The organism is Buttiauxella sp. BIGb0552 (genome assembly GCF_004366275.1).
GTDB classification, from domain to species: Bacteria; Pseudomonadota; Gammaproteobacteria; order Enterobacterales; family Enterobacteriaceae; genus Buttiauxella; species Buttiauxella gaviniae.
This window is the reverse complement of sequence record NZ_SODY01000008.1, coordinates 234232-250815: the sequence shown is the minus strand read 5'-3', so window position 1 is coordinate 250815 and position 16584 is coordinate 234232. Positions and strand designations below refer to the sequence as shown.

The 16584-nt window shown below is 46.2% G+C and carries 11 protein-coding genes; 7 read left to right on the top strand and 4 right to left on the bottom strand.

The annotated features are described in order from the left end of the window. Positions 1–3: 3 nt before the first annotated feature. Together EDF88_RS21770 and EDF88_RS21765 are read right to left on the bottom strand one after the other, a co-directional pair. On the bottom strand, positions 4–1395 hold the full coding sequence (locus EDF88_RS21770) for an MFS transporter (protein ID WP_134187208.1): 1392 nt from the start codon (positions 1393–1395) through the stop codon (positions 4–6). A 96-nt stretch (positions 1396–1491) separates the two neighbouring features. After that, on the bottom strand, positions 1492–2556 hold the full coding sequence (locus EDF88_RS21765; protein WP_134187205.1) for a Gfo/Idh/MocA family oxidoreductase: 1065 nt from the start codon (positions 2554–2556) through the stop codon (positions 1492–1494). Between the two features lie 52 nt (positions 2557–2608). Between EDF88_RS21765 and EDF88_RS21760 the strand changes: the two genes are divergently transcribed. From EDF88_RS21760 to EDF88_RS21750, 3 genes are all read left to right on the top strand, one after another. Next, on the top strand, positions 2609–3622 hold the full coding sequence (locus EDF88_RS21760; RefSeq protein WP_208326163.1) for a LysR family transcriptional regulator: 1014 nt from the start codon (positions 2609–2611) through the stop codon (positions 3620–3622). Between the two features lie 237 nt (positions 3623–3859). Further along, positions 3860–4894 (top strand): IS110 family transposase, encoded by a 1035-nt coding sequence (locus EDF88_RS21755; protein ID WP_064549354.1) that lies wholly within the window; start codon positions 3860–3862, stop codon positions 4892–4894. A 246-nt stretch (positions 4895–5140) separates the two neighbouring features. After that, a protein-coding gene (locus EDF88_RS21750) for an IS3 family transposase (protein ID WP_134187204.1) occupies positions 5141–6291 on the top strand; the annotation gives its coding sequence in 2 pieces (ribosomal slippage) (positions 5141–5399 and positions 5399–6291; 1152 coding nt in all). A gap of 756 nt (positions 6292–7047) precedes the next feature. Here EDF88_RS21750 and EDF88_RS21740 read toward each other — a convergent pair. Beyond that, positions 7048–7416 carry a HigA family addiction module antitoxin gene (locus EDF88_RS21740; RefSeq protein ID WP_134187199.1) on the bottom strand — a complete coding sequence of 123 codons (369 nt, stop codon included), beginning with the start codon at positions 7414–7416 and terminating at the stop codon, positions 7048–7050. Between the two features lie 231 nt (positions 7417–7647). Here EDF88_RS21740 and EDF88_RS21735 point away from each other — a divergent pair, with 231 nt between their 5' ends. The 4 genes from EDF88_RS21735 to EDF88_RS21720 all read left to right on the top strand — a co-directional run bounded on the left by EDF88_RS21735 (position 7648) and on the right by EDF88_RS21720 (position 15114). After that, a complete protein-coding gene (locus EDF88_RS21735; protein ID WP_166672006.1) occupies positions 7648–10011 on the top strand; it encodes a class I SAM-dependent DNA methyltransferase in 2364 nt (787 codons plus the stop codon). After that, positions 10011–11366, top strand: a complete 1356-nt coding sequence (locus tag EDF88_RS21730) for a restriction endonuclease subunit S (RefSeq protein ID WP_134187197.1) — start codon at positions 10011–10013, stop codon at positions 11364–11366. Before EDF88_RS21735 ends, EDF88_RS21730 begins: the two co-directional genes overlap by 1 nt. Beyond that, complete coding sequence (locus EDF88_RS21725; RefSeq protein ID WP_134187195.1) at positions 11363–14611, top strand: DEAD/DEAH box helicase family protein; 3249 nt, start codon at positions 11363–11365, stop codon at positions 14609–14611. Before EDF88_RS21730 ends, EDF88_RS21725 begins: the two co-directional genes overlap by 4 nt. Before the next feature lie 194 nt (positions 14612–14805). Then, positions 14806–15114, top strand: a complete 309-nt coding sequence (locus EDF88_RS21720) for a hypothetical protein (protein ID WP_134187193.1) — start codon at positions 14806–14808, stop codon at positions 15112–15114. A gap of 1195 nt (positions 15115–16309) precedes the next feature. Here EDF88_RS21720 and EDF88_RS21705 read toward each other — a convergent pair. Next, positions 16310–16534 (bottom strand): AlpA family phage regulatory protein, encoded by a 225-nt coding sequence (locus EDF88_RS21705; protein ID WP_134187187.1) that lies wholly within the window; start codon positions 16532–16534, stop codon positions 16310–16312. Positions 16535–16584 lie beyond the last annotated feature (50 nt).

Genomic DNA, 16584 nt, shown 5'->3' with positions numbered 1-16584 from the left:
GTATTAAAGATGGGTTGTGCTTACAGCATCGCTATCTGAACGACGATATTCATTTTCCTCCCCACGCATGGCGTCAGCTTTCCCAAGAAATTCCATAGGAAGATGTGACGTTTCAGGAGCACACCAAGCTGCAATGCTCGCTATAAGTGCACATATAAAGGTGATTCCCCCTACAATAAATGGAATATTTTCCGTGCCAGGGGCTGCAAACAAAGCGAATAAGGCAGGTAACATCGCAGTAATAAATAACCCAGTGTTCTGGGCAATTGCCATCGCCGAGACACGATATCGTGTTTCAAATTGTTCAGCGAAAAATGAAGGAAAGATTGCGTTGTATCCTTGATATATTATTCCCCACATGACGATTGATATAAAGAATGCCAAAGGTAAACTCTGAATATTAATTGCATATAGATAGAAGAAAGAAAGGACACCACATCCTAACGAGCTCCCTATAATTAAAGGCCTGCGGCCAATACGATCGGAAAGCATACCCACAAATGGAATCAAAATCACTGCCACTATATTTCCAATAAGCGGGATCCACAGGTACACGCTCTTATCGAAACCAATGCCATAAGCCGGTTGTACGGCATAAGCAGCCCCAAAAACTGTAGTAACTACTGGAATAACATTCATTAACGAGACGCCAACAACTATCAGCATCTCGCGCCAACTGTATTTGAATGCTTCTATCATGGGCGAACGCAAAATCTCGTTTTTCTTGGTGGCGGTCAAAAAAGCTGGTGGCTCATCTACTTCCCGGCGGATAATAAACCCCGCGATTAACACTACAGCACTTAGCAAAAAAGGTATCCTCCAGCCCCAAGCCACAAACGCTTCATCAGACATAAAGTAAGCCAGTGGCAAGAAAATCGCTGCTGCGAGAACTTGTCCTGCTTGTACTCCTTGCAGCGCGAAGCTGCCGAAATAGCCACGACGTCCAGCTGGAGCATGTTCAAGAATCATTGTGCTTGCGCCTGAAATTTCACCAGCTACAGCAAATCCTTGGATCAAACGCAGCAGTACTAGTAAAGCTGGAGCGAGCATGCCAACCTGATGATAAGTCGGAAGAAACCCAACTGCCATGGTGGCAAACCCCATAAGGAACATACACAGAAGCAAAACGTTTTTGCGGCCACGCGTATCTCCCCAATGGCCAAGAAAAATAGCCCCGATAGGACGGGCGATATAACCGACCCCGTAGGTTGCCATTGAAGCAACAATGGCCATATTGGGATCAGTTGAGGGGAAGAAAAGTTGCGGGAAAATCAAAGCAGCCGCTTGGGCATAAATAAAAAAATCATAATATTCAAGTGCCGAACCAATCCAACCACTTGCAGTCGCTTTCTTAGCACTTCGGGATTGTTGATCATTATTCACTATTGCTGTCATGGATATCTCCAGTTGTTGTTTTTTTCTGGCAGAAACGAGCAGGTCATTTCTGATAACGGCTATCCAGTAAGGAATCAGAGGTTACTATGTGGAAGGTTAAGTGAAGTTAGCCAAGTTAATAGGTACTATTTTTCCCGTGCTGGCTGCTTGGGAGATGGCCTCTGTGACAACTAAATTCTTCACCCCGTCAAGGACGGTCACTAATGGTTTTTCTGCACCCCTAATGACTTGGCAGAAGTGCTCTAACTGAATTTCCAGCGGATCCAGGGGCTTAACTTCAGCGACTGCATTCTCAAAAGGCTTCCACCAGGATCGTTCTTTCGCATGAGGGAAAAATTTTATTCGCATGGTAGGGACATTAAGAGTTCCATTTTTGCCACTGATTACATAGCAGTCTTCATCTTCATAAAAGGGATAGCTTATGTCCTCATGGGAGGTTTGCTCCCAACTCCTGGCACAACCTGCCGAGTCAGATAGCATAAAGGTCCCTAACATACCGTTTTCAAAGCGCAAGCCAATAGAAACAGTATCTTCAACGACGAAACCACGGGCAGCATTTGATTGCATGGCTTGCACAGCAATAATCTCACCGCATAAAGAACGCAGGTTACCAATCTCGTGAATCATATTAATCAAAATTGGCCCACCTCCTTGTTGCCGGCGCCATACTGCTGTATCAAAGTATTCGTCAGGTTTGTAGAACAGAGCACTTCCCTGAATAGCAACCAAGTCACCCAAAATACCTTCACGAATAACATCTCGTGCTTTAGCAAGAATCGGACTATGGGTTCGATGATGCCCCACCAACAATCGGCTACCCATTTGCTCGGATGCAGAATGAAGCCGCATACCTTCTTCAACGGAATGAGCTACTGGTTTCTCAATCAGTGCGGCGACTCCCGAATTAATACATTCCATGGCCTGCACAACATGCATGGCATTAGGTGTAGCCAAAATCACACCATCAGGAATGCATTGTTTAAAAAGTGTTTTTAGATCAGGGTATTGAGGCACATTAATGTTTGTTAGATAATCAACAGGGATCGGCATTGGGTCGACAACGGCGATAAGTTCGCAGTCAAAACTGTTTTGAACCAACTCAATATGGCGTCGGCCAATCAACCCAATCCCTATCACGGCAATCTTTAGTTTTGTGGACATAATTTTGATCTTCGCAGGTGAATATTAGTCTTCACGGAAGACATTGCTTCCGATGTGTTTACTGCTAGGATCAAGCTTACTATCTCTTTTTAAAGCTACATTTGCCGTAATGGAAATTCTCAATTCTCAATTAGTGAACAATGACCCTCTTTTGCGCGACTTATTGCTATTAATTACTATTGCAAAGCGCTCCAGTTTTGTAATGGCAGGTGCAGAATTAGGCTTATCCCCCTCTCACGTCAGTAAACGCCTGGCAACGCTTGAGGAGATGCTCGATTGTAAGCTATTTAATCGCACCACTCGGCGTGTTTCAATTACCCGTGACGGGGAGAAAATGCTCGTTTGGGCGCAGAAAATCATCGATGATGTAAATGGAATGCTGGAGACTTCTCATGGAGATAAGGCTGAACCTAAAGGGCTTTTGAGAATAAGTACGAGTCAAAGGCTTGGACGTTTTCACATTGCTCCGATTCTGGCATTACTGCGCAGGCGTTATCCAAAGCTCGAAGTGTGGCTCGAACTGATGGACAGAAGAGCAGACCTGCCCGGAGAGCAGTTCGATATTGATATTCGCGTGGGGGATATTAATGAGCAGCATTTAATTGCACATAAAATTGCCAGCAGCCATCGTATTTTATGTGCTGCACCAAGCTATATTTCCGAACGAGGGGAACCGAAAACATTCGCAGAGCTCAAGGAGCACGATTGCCTGCTGTTCCGGGACAGAGAAAGCAGTTTTGGTATTTGGCAACTGGAAAGCACTGCCGGTATAGAAACTGTCAAAGTCACCGGGCCAATGGCGTCAAATTATAGCGATATCGTGCGAGAATGGGCACACGAAGGTTATGGCATCATTCTTGCTTCTACTTGGGATGTAGCAACAAGCTTGGAAGAAGGGTATCTAGTACGAATTTTACCCGCTTACCTTCAATCAGCGGATATCTCAGCCGTTACAATGTTACGTTCTGCTGAATCGGAAAAAATTCGAATTTGCTTAGATTTTCTGCGAACTGAATTACGCGAAGGACCATATGCATTGAGAAAGATTAACTCGGAACTAAAGTGACAATTACGAGTTATTTATACTCAACCGCATCGGTTTTCCAGGAGAGTATTTAACCGGTACATTCAGAATATATGGAAAGTTTACCGTTTCAGACTCTTCTTAGTGATCCTACCCGCGAATAGTGGACACACGACTAAGTGAGTAAACTCTCAACCAGAGGTGATGTGATGGACGCCCCTTCCCAGCCTAAGTTCTGCCACACTTATGCTGAATGTCTATTCGCAGAGGAACAACATCATGAACTCGATAAAAGTTGTCGGGATCGATTTAGCTAAGTCTGTTTTTCAGGTATGTGTCTGGATGAGTGATGGAACTGTTGCATCCAATCGAAAAATTCCCAGAAATAAACTTTTGGATACCCTTCGCCAGTTTCCAGCTAATACGTTGATTGCAATGGAAGCTTGCGCTACTTCGCATTACTGGGGACGAACCTTCAAGTCAATCGGGCTTCTCGTTCGCCTTATCCCAACCCAACATGTTAAGGCTTTTACCCGTCATCAGAAAAATGATGCTAATGACGCACTGGCGATCTGTGAGGCTGCGCTACGCCCTGGTATCCATTTTGTGACGATAAAAACCGTCGGGCAACAGGATATTAAAGCACTTCGCAGCGCCCGCCAGCTAATGGTCGAACAACGCACGGCGGTGGCAAATCAAGCTCGGGCACTGGCTGCTGAACAGGGGATTGAACTCCCTGTGGGCATTCATATCCTGTCACAACGATTGCCTGAACTTATTGAAGATCCGGCGCTGGATATTTCCCCGGTATTACGCGGTTTACTTTTTTCGTTACTGGAAAACCTTCATTTGCTTGATGAGCGCATCCGTTCGACGGAACACAACATTTTGGCTTTATGTCAACAGCTCCCAAAATACAAAGTACTGATGACGATACCGGGAGTAGGACCTCTCATTGCCGCTGCATTTCTAAGTGAGGTCAATGCAGAACAGTTTACGAATGGCAGGCAACTCTCTTCCTGGTGTGGTCTTGTACCCAGGCAGCGTAGTTCGGGAGGAAAAAACAACCTGTCCTCAATGACTAAAAATGGAAACCGTGATCTCCGAACGCTGATTATCCATGGAGCACGGTCAGTCATGTTCTGGTCACAGAAGCGCGATGATGCACTGGGAAGCTGGATGAAACATCTTATTGAGCGAAGAGGCAAAATGAAAGCGACGGTGGCATTGGCTAATAAGCTCACACGCATTATCTGGCGATTATTAACAGGGTCAGAAAATTTCAATATTAACAAAGCTTTTGCAACAAACTAATTGCCCGTTTTTCTGGAATCACCATAGTTTAACTGAGTTTGCAGACACTGATGAGAAAACGGCAGACCGACCCTGTAAAATCCTGGCGTGAGTTCTGGTAGCAACATACCGGTGAGGTGATAAGGAAACAGGGTGCGGATGACATCATGGCGCAGGAAACCTCTTTTCCATAAATGACGCCGGATATATGACAGCGAACCGTATCAAATCAGTATTTGCATAACACTGGGCGTCCATATATGACTCATGACAAAATCAGCATCAACTAATAAGAAGCCCCGCAAACAGCACACGCCAGAATTCCGCAACGAAGCCCTGAAGCTTGCGGAACGTATCGGTGTTGCTGCTGCTGCCCGGGAACTCAGCCTGTACGAATCCCAGCTCTACGCATGGCGCAGCAAGATTAACAATGTCCGCAGCTCTTCCGAACGTGAGCAGGAAATGTCCGTTGAAATTGCACGCCTTAAGCGCCAACTGGCGGAACAGGCAGAGGAGCTGGCCATTATCCAAAAGGCCGCGACATACTTCGCGAAGCGCCTGAAATGAAGTATGTCTTTATTGAAAAACATCGGGCTGAGTTCAGCGTCAAAGCCATGTGTCGGGTTCTGCGGGTTGCCCGCAGTGGCTGGTATGCCTGGCGCCTGCGTCGTCAGCATATAACACCACGTCAGCAGTTCCGGCTCGTCTGTGATACTGCTGTCCGTCAGGCATTCACTGAGGCAAAACAGCGTTATGGTGCGCCTCGTCTCGCTGACGAACTGCCTGAGTACAACGTCAAAACCATTGCCGCCAGCCTGCGCCGTCAGAGACTTCGTGCAAAGGCTGCCCGGAAGTTCAGCCCAGTTAGCTACAGAGAACATGGCCTGCCGGTGTCTGAAAATCTGCTGAAACAGGATTTTTACGCGAGTGGCCCGAATCAGAAGTGGGCAGGAGACATCACGTATCTTCGCACCGACGAGGGCTGGCTGTACCTCGCGGTGGTGATTGACCTGTGGTCGCGGGCTGTCATTGGTTGGTCGATGTCGTCGCGGATGACAGCGCAGCTGGCCTGCGATGCGCTGCAGATGTCACTCTGGCGGCGAAAGCGCCCGGAAAATGTCATCGTGCATACGGACAGAGGCGGGCAGTACTGTTCAGCGGACTATCAGGGGTTACTGAAGCGTCATAATCTGCGTGGAAGCATGAGCGCGAAAGGTTGCTGTTATGACAATGCCTGCGTGGAAAGCTTCTTTCACTCGCTGAAAGTGGAATGTATCCACGGGGAACGCTTTATCAGCCGGGAAATAATGCGGGCGACGGTGTTTAATTATATCGAGTGTGATTACAATCGCTGGAGACGTCACAGCGCCTGTGGCGGACTCAGCCCGGAACAGTTTGAAAACCAGAATCTCGCTTAGGGCTGTGTCCACATTACGTGGGTAGGATCATACCTCATCATCATGATGGCTTTGGTGGCAAGCACCGTACAGGCAACTACCTGCCGCACCGACAGTTTTAATACAACGCGTTGTGACAACGGCAGAACTTATCGAACGGACTCTTTCGGCACAACCAGAGGCAGTGATGGTAGTACGTATCGCACTGATTCATTTGGTAATACCCGTGATAATAATGGGAACAGTTGGCGCACGGATAGTTTTGGAACGACGCGTGGTAGCAATGGTGACATGACCCGGACTGACTCTTTCGGAACCAGCCGGACGATGCATAGCGATGGCAGTTCAACAACATGCCGACGCGATTCTTTTGGTGCGGTTCGTTGTAACTAAGAGGATGAGTTGTACATGTTAATGAGCATTAAGCAGGGGAGGCGTGCCCTGAGCCAGTAGAACTAGATATTTACGAACTGCGTAGTTTATCCAAAGTACATAGCTCCACTGGTGGAGAAAACTCTACTGACTTGGCAGCATGAATTATGGTGGCCTCGAATGGTTATATGACTATTACTTAAACCCTGATCAATCGCACAAAATAAATCCGGTCGCGTATTTCACACCCGGTGAAAGGTGATCACTAGGGCTAAAGCCAGTCACCGCAAGGGCTGGCAGGGGGAGATCATTTTTTGTATTGGTTTTTGTAGAGGAGTTTTAGGGATCATTATTGAAATGATCCGCTAGGTTTATGCCTTTCACCTGTATTAACTTAATGATTTATCAGGTTCTAAATAGTATTGGCAGCCTTGATAACGAGCGTTTATCAACTTTTACGTACGACAATTCATACTCATATTGCATGCGAACCCATTTTTCTGCCGTTCCGCCAAGGACATAACTTAACCGTACCGCTGTTTCTGATGTGATCCGGGAACTGCCAGATACCAAGTAATGACATGCAGATAAACTCATATTCATTGCTTTAGCGAAATCGGTTAGCGTGATGCCATTAAGAGCAAGAATCCCCCTGATTCTTTCTGCAGGAATATTACTGTCAAGATACTCATTCCCCTCTATCCAGCGAGAAACAGACCGTAGTCCCTTACGCTTTGCTTGTCGGACTCGTTCGTATGCATAGTCTGTCGGCATGGTTCTTATCTCCAGCTTTCAATGTGATCAGGTGAGTTCTTTTAACCATTTTAACCTGCCAGAGCCAAATACTGGCTAGTGGCCTTAGCAATTCAACTCCGCTATTCGTTTCTTTGTCCTGTATCGTTTGCGATAGTCTTCATTGCGGGTATCATTTTGCGCACTACATTCCAAAACTGAATATTTGCCAGGGCATTTTGCTTTATGGCTGCGATCTCTTCCGAGGGTTTCATGACTAACACTAACTTCTCTCAAACGGCTGCGTTTATCTGGTCAGTCGCCGATCTGCTTCGTGGTGACTTTAAACAGTCCCAGTACGGGCGCGTGATTCTGCCTTTTACGCTGTTACGTCGTCTTGAGTGTGTGTTAGCGCCGAGCAAAGAGGCGGTGGTCGCAGAAGCGGACAAGTTGAAGGCCAGCCCGTTACCGGAAGAAGGGCGAGAGAAGTTTCTGTTACGTGCTACCAAAGGATTGTCGTTCTTCAATACCTCGCCGATGGATCTCGGCAAGATGGGGCAGAACGACATCAAAGAAAACCTGGAAAACTACGTTCAGTGTTTCTCAAAGGATGCGCGTGAAATCTTTGAACATTTCAAATTCAGCGAGTTTGTGGGCCTGCTGGATGATGCAAACCTGCTGTTCAAAATCGTTAAGAAATTCGCCACCACTGATCTGAGCCCGAAAGCCATTTCTAACCATGAAATGGGCCTGGTGTTTGAAGAGCTGATTCGTCGTTTTGCGGAGAGCTCAAACGAGACTGCCGGGGAGCACTTTACCCCACGCGATATCGTGCGTTTGACCACTTCGCTGGTGTTTATGGAAGATGATGAAGCGCTGTCGAAAGATGGCATCATCCGCACCATTTACGACCCGACGGCGGGTACAGGTGGTTTCCTCTCTTCTGGTATGGAATACGTGCACGAACTGAACCCAAAAGCGGTGATGCGCGCATTTGGCCAGGAGCTGAACCCGGAATCTTACGCCATCTGTAAAGCCGATATGCTGATCAAAGGCCAGGATGTCAGCCGCATCAAGCTAGGCAACACGCTTTCTAATGACCAGCTCCCGCAAGACCAGTTCGACTACATGCTTTCTAACCCACCGTTTGGCGTGGACTGGAAAAAGATTGAAGGCGAGATTAACGGCGAGCACCAGCAAAAAGGATTTAACGGGCGTTTTGGCCCTGGCCTGCCGCGTGTGTCTGATGGCTCGCTGCTGTTCCTGATGCACCTGATTAGCAAAATGCGCGATAGCGATAAAGTGGATGGCTCGGTGAGCAACGGTGGGCGTATCGGGATTATCCTCAACGGTTCACCCCTGTTTACCGGTGGGGCGGGGAGCGGTGAAAGTGAAATCCGTCGTTATATTCTGGAAGCCGATTTGCTGGAAGGCATTGTCGCGCTGCCAACGGATATGTTCTACAACACCGGCATTGCGACCTACGTCTGGATTCTGTCGAATAAGAAAGCCCCAGAGCGTAAGGGCAAAGTCCAGCTCATTGATGGCACCAACCTGTGCGGCAAAATGCGTAAGTCTTTAGGTTCTAAACGTAACCTGATGGGCGAGGAAGACATCAAGCTTATCACCCGTACCTTTGGTGAGTTTGAGGTGGTGGATGCGACTTCTCTTGAAGAGTTGGGCCTGGATAAAGCGCCTGAACAAAAATCTAACCGTGGTCGCCAGTCTGCTACAGCCAAAACCGAAGCACCGAAAACCTTTGCCAGCAAAATATTCAACAGCACTGATTTTGGCTATCGCCGCCTGACCATCGAGCGCCCGCTGCGTTTGTCAGCACAGGTGACCGATGAAGCTATTGCCACTCTGCGCTTTGCCACCAAACCACTGAATGCGCCAATGGAACGATTGTACGAAGCGTTCTCCGCACAGTGGCAAGACGACAACTACGGGGACTTTGCCGATATCGAAGTTGAAGCCCGCGCCATTATCAAAGCTGAATTTACTGAACTAAAAGAGAAACAAATTAAAGACCTGCTGGACAGCAAACTGTGGCTGGCACAACGTGCATTGATGAATAAGGCGCAGCAAATCCAGACGGCGTTGGGTGCTAAGGCTGGTAGCAAAGAGCGGGTGAGTAATGACTTTAATGAGTTCCAGTTGACACTCAAAGGTGCGATTAAAACTGCAGGTGTTAAGCTCGATACCAAAGAGAATAAACAGTTTATCGACGCCATCACCACTAAAAACCCTGCCGCTGAACCGGTGGTGAAGAAGGTGCTGAAAGAAGCCGCCCAACCGCTGTATGGCGCGTTTGAATACAAAGGCAAAGTGGTGGAGTTTGAGCAGGATGGCGACTTGCGTGATAACGAAAACGTACCGCTAAACCCAGCCATTGCCACCAGTGACCTGATTGAAAATTACTTTAAAGCCGAAGTATTGCCGCACGTTGCCGATGCCTGGATTAACGCCGATAAGCGCGATGCCAAAGACAATGAAGTGGGGATTGTCGGTTATGAAATTCCGTTTAATCGCCATTTCTATGTCTATCAGCCGCCACGCCCTTTAGAAGAGATTGACGCCGATCTGGATGCGGTTAGTGCCGAGATTATGAAGTTGCTGCAGGAGGTACATTCCTGATGGCAAAGTATAAGGCTTATCCAGAATATAAGGATTCTGGGATTGAGTGGCTGGAGGAGATTCCAGATAATTGGTTATTTAAAAAAATCTCTTGGTATTTCTTGGCTGAAAAAGGCAAAAGAGGTCAGCTTTTAACAAAGGAATATTGTGGATTTAACTCAGGGATTTATCCTGTCTATAGTGGCCAAACTGAAAATGATGGCATTATGGGATTTATTGATAGTTATGAGTTTAGTACAGGGGCGGATGGGGTCCTCTTCTCTACGACAGTTGGAGCAAAGGCTATGAGCCTGAATCATCTAAAAGGTAAATTCAGCCTTTCACAAAACTGCATGATTATTTCTCCTAGAAACAATCAAGTTAATATTCGATTCTTTTTTTACCATTTTCAACCGTTATTTTCATATGAAAGAGCACTGATACCTGAACATATGCAGGCATCATTTAGGATGGAAGATTTATATCAATACCCTCTAGCCATACCATCAATAAATGAGCAATTGAAAATCGCTGATTTCCTCGATCACGAGACCGCAAAAATCGATAACCTGATCGAGAAGCAGCAGCAACTGATTGAACTACTAAAAGAAAAACGTCAGGCAGTGATTAGCCATGCCGTGACTAAAGGGCTGAACTCTGATGTGCCGATGAAGGATTCTGGTGTTGAGTGGTTGGGAGAAGTACCGGAGCATTGGATAGTCAAACCACTCAGATATTTAGGTGATTGTCAGAATGGAATTAACATCGGGGCCGAGGCATTTGGTTCTGGTTATCCATTTGTAAGCTATGGGGATGCATACAAAAATAGAATATTGCCTGAGTTCGGAAGTGGATTAGTACAGTCAACTACTGAGGATAGAAAGAAGTATTCGTTGTTAAATGGTGATGTGCTCTTTACACGAACATCTGAAACAATTGAGGAAATTGGTTTCGCCTCCGCTTGTTTGAAGACTATAGAAAATGCTTGTTTTGCCGGTTTTTTGATTAGATTTCGTCCCAACTCATTAGATTTGAATGTTCAGTATTCAAAGTATTATTTCTCCAATCAGCTACTTCGTGTTTTCTTCACTAAAGAAATGAATTTAATAACCAGGGCGTCACTTAGCCAAGACTTACTCAAGACGATGCCCGTTGTTATTCCACCTTGGGATGAGCAAAGGCAAATTGCTGAGTTATTAGATGATAAGTCAAAGAGATTTGACCAACTTCAATTACTTGGCGAAGAGCAAATAAAGCGGCTTAAAGAACGCCGCACCGCCCTTATCTCCGCTGCTGTCACCGGCAAAATCGACGTACGCGACTGGGTTGCACCAGGCACCCGCGATATCGAGGTATTAGAGGAAGCTACAGCATGAGTATGGACACCACCAAAGAGGCAATCTTCCAAAATGAAATGATTGCTCAAATGATCGAACGAGGCTGGATTTGCGGAAAACCAGAAAGCTATGACCGTGAACGTGCTCTGTTCTCGCAGGATGCCATCACCTTTGTGCAAAACACTCAGCCGCTGGAGTGGGAAAAATTCTCGAAGATTTACCCCACCGATACCGAGCGCCATTTCCTCGATTTGCTGGTGGCACAACTTAAAAAAGCTGATAACAACGCCACCGATCAGCTGTCGCGTACTTACGGTACGCTGGGCGTGTTGCGCCACGGTATCAAAAGCCATAATGCGCGCTTTTCGCTATGCCAGTTTAAGCCCGAGCACAATCTCAACCCGGAAACCCTGGCGCGTTATCAACAGAATATCTGCCGTGTGGTGCCGGAACTGGTTTACAGCCCGTATGCCACTAAAGCGGCCCTGGATGAAACGGGTTCAGTAGCCAAAAAATGGCGTATCGATCTGGTGCTGTTTATCAACGGCCTGCCGATAGCCACACTTGAGCTGAAGTCCGAGTTCAAGCAGGCGGTGCACAACGCAATCAAACAATATAAGAAAACGCGTTTGCCCAAAGACCCTGTTACCAACAAGCCTGAGCCGCTGCTCACCTTTAAACGTGGCGCTCTGGTGCATTTCGCCGTCAGCCAGTATGAAGTGTTTATGGCCACCAAACTGGCAGGGGATGACACCTTCTTCCTGCCGTTTAACAAAGGCACCAAACAAGGCGGTGCGGGTAACGAAATCCCCGAAAATGAAAACGAATACGCCACCAGCTACTTGTGGAATGAAGTCCTGCTGCCAGACAACCTGCTGAAAATCCTCGCCAGTTTTGTGCATCTGCAAATCGAAGAGAAAGAGGACTGGAACGGGCTGAAAGTTAAAAAAGAGAGCCTGATCTTCCCGCGTTACCATCAGTGGGATGTGGTGAATAAACTGATTAGCGCTGCCGCAGATGAAGGGACTGGCCATAAATATCTGATTCAGCACAGCGCCGGTTCCGGTAAATCTAACTCTATTGCCTGGACTGCCCACCAGCTTTCCCGTCTCTATGATGAGAAAGGCGAGAAGCAATTCCATTCGGTGATTGTGGTTACGGACCGTACCGTGCTGGACGACCAGCTCCAGGACACTATTTACCAGTTTGAACATGCGGATGGCGTGGTCGGGCGCATAAACAATAAAGAAGGCGATGGCTCGAAATCAGAAAAGCTCGCCAGCGCGCTGGAAAACTCACAGCCGATTATTATCGTTACCATCCAGACCTTCCCGTTCGTACTAAAAGCCATCGAAAACAGCGTCAGCCTCAAACAGCGCAAATATGCGGTTATCGCTGATGAAGCGCACTCATCACAAAGCGGCTCTACGGCACGTCAGCTCAAAGAAGTGCTGATGAAAGACGAAGCGGATGACGATGTGGAGTTGTCTTCGGAAGATATCCTCGATGCCACCATCGCGGCGCGTAAAAACAGCAGTAATCTTAACTACTATGCGTTTACCGCCACGCCAAAAGCTAAAACTCTGGAGCTGTTTGGCCGCCGTCCAAATCCTCTCGAACCCGCATCAAAAACCAATAAGCCGGAGGCCTTCCACGTTTACTCCATGCGCCAGGCCATCGAAGAAGGCTTTATTCTTGATGTGCTGAAGAACTACACCAACTACAAAGTGGCGTATAAGTTGCTGCAAAAACTGGACGACCCTGACCGGGAAGTGGACAGCAAGAAAGCCAAAATCAAACTGAACCAGTGGGTCGTGCTGCACGAACACAACGTCTCGCAAAAAGTAAAAGTGATTGTTGAGCACTACCGAAAACATGTGATGCATTTACTGGGCGGGCAGGCCAAGGCGATGGTCGTCACCAGTTCACGTAAAGCGGCGGTGCGCTACAAACTGGCGTTTGATAAATACATTGCGGAGAATAACTACCAGAAAATTAACGCCATGGTCGCGTTTTCTGGCGAAGTAGAATTCTTCGAAAGTGATCCTAACAGCCTCGCGCTGCTGAATCAGAAGTTTACCGAAACCAATATGAATCCAGGGCTGAAAGGCCGGGATATGCGCAAAGCCTTCGATAGCGATGATTATCAGGTAATGCTGGTGGCGAATAAGTTCCAGACCGGTTTTGACCAACCGAAGTTGTGTGCCATGTATGTGGATAAAAAACTGGGTGGCGTGGAGTGCGTACAGACGTTATCTCGTCTGAACCGCACCTATCCGGGCAAGGCGCAGTCGGGCACCTTCGTACTTGATTTCTGGAACGAGCCCGAGGAAGTTCTGGGCGCATTCCAGCCTTACTATCAAACGGCTGAACTGACCGATGTCAGCGATCCACAATTGGTCTTTGAGTTATTCCAGAAGCTCCGCACCAGCGGTATCTTCCAGTGGAATGAAGTCGAGCAATTCTGTGACGCCTTCTTCACCAAAAACAAATCAAACGCCGCGATTAGCAATATCTGCAAACCTGCCGTTGAGCGATGGAAGAAGCGTTATACCTCCGCTGTTGAGGCTTATAAGCTGGCAAAAGAAATCTTTGAACGCACAAAAAAAACCAACGATGTGGTGCTGATCACCAACGCGGAAAACAGCTTCAAAGACTGCAAACAAGAGAAAGACAAGCTGGATATCTTCAAGAAAGATCTCGGTAGTTTTGTCCGTTTCTACGAGTTTATGTCGCAAATCGTTGAGTACGATGACAAGGAGCTGGAGAAACTCAGCCTGTTTGCCCGCCATCTGCGCCCGTTACTACACGAGCAGCGCATTGAAGAAGACGAGATTGATTTAAGCAACGTGGAGATGAGTCATTACCGATTATCAAAACTTCACGAGCAGCATCTCAAGCTTCAGGAAGATGCCGAAGAATACAAAATCGAGCCGGGCAATGACATTGGTACAGCCAAGCCGAAGGATAAGAAAGAAGAGTTCCTGTCGAATATTTTGTCACGCCTGAACGACCTGTTTATTACTGATAACCTTAGCGACAAAGACATGATCAACTATGCCTTTACCGTGCGCGACAAGTTATCGGAAAACCAGGCAGTGATGACTCAGATTGCCAATAACACCCGTGAACAAGCCATGTTGGGGGATTTCCCTAAAGCGATTGATGACGCGGTGATGGACAGCAACGATGCCCAGCAAGAGATGATGATGCAGTACCTGTCTAACCCTGAACTGGCGAAAGGGTTTGCGCGGGTAGTGTTTGATATGTTGAAAGGGGCGTAGTTTTTAGCTGGCCAGGGATGGTTAAAGTAGTCAAGGGTGAAAGAAATGCCACGGAGATGTTAGTGGCATTTCTGTGAAGGTTTATTAGTACGAATGTCCCAGGAAGCCACTACTGGGATAATCGTGAGATAGCAGGGCTGAACAGCAACTCCGAATTAATTTTTCAAAGTCATATCTTGAGAGGAGATGAGTGAATGTATGGTATTCCGCAAAATCTGGCTAATGTTATTAAAGTTGAAATTGCAGAGGGACAACCAATTGTTATCAAGTTGACGGAGGTACGCTGGAAAGGCCATTATCCTCTCACAAATGATATTATTTTCGCCGAATTGCCAGAAGGAGCTACTGATAAGCAAATCTCCGCACAGGTAAAAAGATTATTGAAACGAAAAACGTATATTAGAACTTGTGAACATTGTGGTGAATACAAAATCAATGGCTGGATGCATGGGAAATCTTGTTGCCAGTCTTGTGCTGAGAAATGCTTTGATGTTGTTTATTAAACGCAAATATGTAGATCTGTTCTTGTATGGAATATTACGTATCGACATTTTTAAGCTTCACCTTTGAGTGTTAGTCAATTTTTATTGTCAGAATTACCTCCTGGTTACTGGTGTTGTTAATCATTGTGGGTTGAGTTTTGAGGGGGCAACAGCCTGTTTTTAAGCCTGTTCGGTGATTTTCTTTTATTACCAAATAATAGTCGAGATATACCGTAACGTTTACATTGGGGATGAATACGCGCCTTGGTTGATTTTTTCGCCAGATAGCTTATTCGATAAACCATAAGCATCAGATTTTTATTATCAGTGTTATGCACATCATAATAACATCCTTTAGGGGTGTAGAATGCGCCCTTGGATACTTCTACCCATAACTTTCTGGCAATACTAAGCAGTGTGTGTGGATGATTCATAATATTAGCATCAATGAATATAGCACAGTGATAGTGTTGCCTATAGCTGCGATCGTGTTCTCGGCACCAGGCATAGGAAAAACAGATTTTGGGATATAATCTTTTCAGTGCGATAACAAGTTTTCTATAGAACATACTGACTATTGTATTACATTCACTATAAATTTTTGGGTGCAGGTCCCACCTTACCACCAGCAAGCGAGTCGTACATTCGTAGATGTCGTGCATGCAGTTAAGCAGGCTACTCATTATTTTTGAATCGATGTTCTGCTTATTTTTATTCGAGTAATGAACCATCCATGTTTGATTGGCATACCGATAAGGCTGGCAAGCCATTTTCCAAAAAACATTGTCAATGTTTGGGATTATGAACGGCATAATACTATCAATATCCGAAATTTATTATGATGAGCAAACCTTGAAGGGCAAGGCTCTTTGGTTTTTTTAAATCAGACAAAACCAATATGTACAATGTGTATTGTTTTAATCTGATGCATCATGTTGCATTTGTAGATAAATAAAAGCAGGCTTTAGCCTGCTGTTGATGTTTAAGATATGTCGATTAAATTAATAATGACTTCTTTTTTCCAACCAATAATACAGTTACCAATTTTTGTGGGCTCAGGTAATTTACCAGACTTACGCCAACGATAGATGGTAGTTCTATCGCGTTTAAAAATACTGCATAAATCATTGATTGTCAGAAAAGTCAGTTCATCTAAATCATTACTATCAATATTAATATAAGCGAAAGGATTGAAGCGAGCTTTCTTCATAGTGGATTAGCGCTGGTGGCTCCAAATTAACAAATCGGAGAGCAGCCATGCGCAACTGTGTGTACCCAGCTTTTTGCGAGCAGGAAATTTGCCCTGATTTTCCAGTTCCCAAGCTCGCGAGCGAGATATGCTGGTGATCGATTTGCGCTCATCTTCACGTACCAATCTGTCGACAGTCAGACCATAAGTTTTGAGAATGCTAAGGCGTTGTTCTGGTGAAACTTCAAACATTGATAATGCCTCTCTTGGTTTTAATGGACAGGAGGCATTCTGGTTCGTAC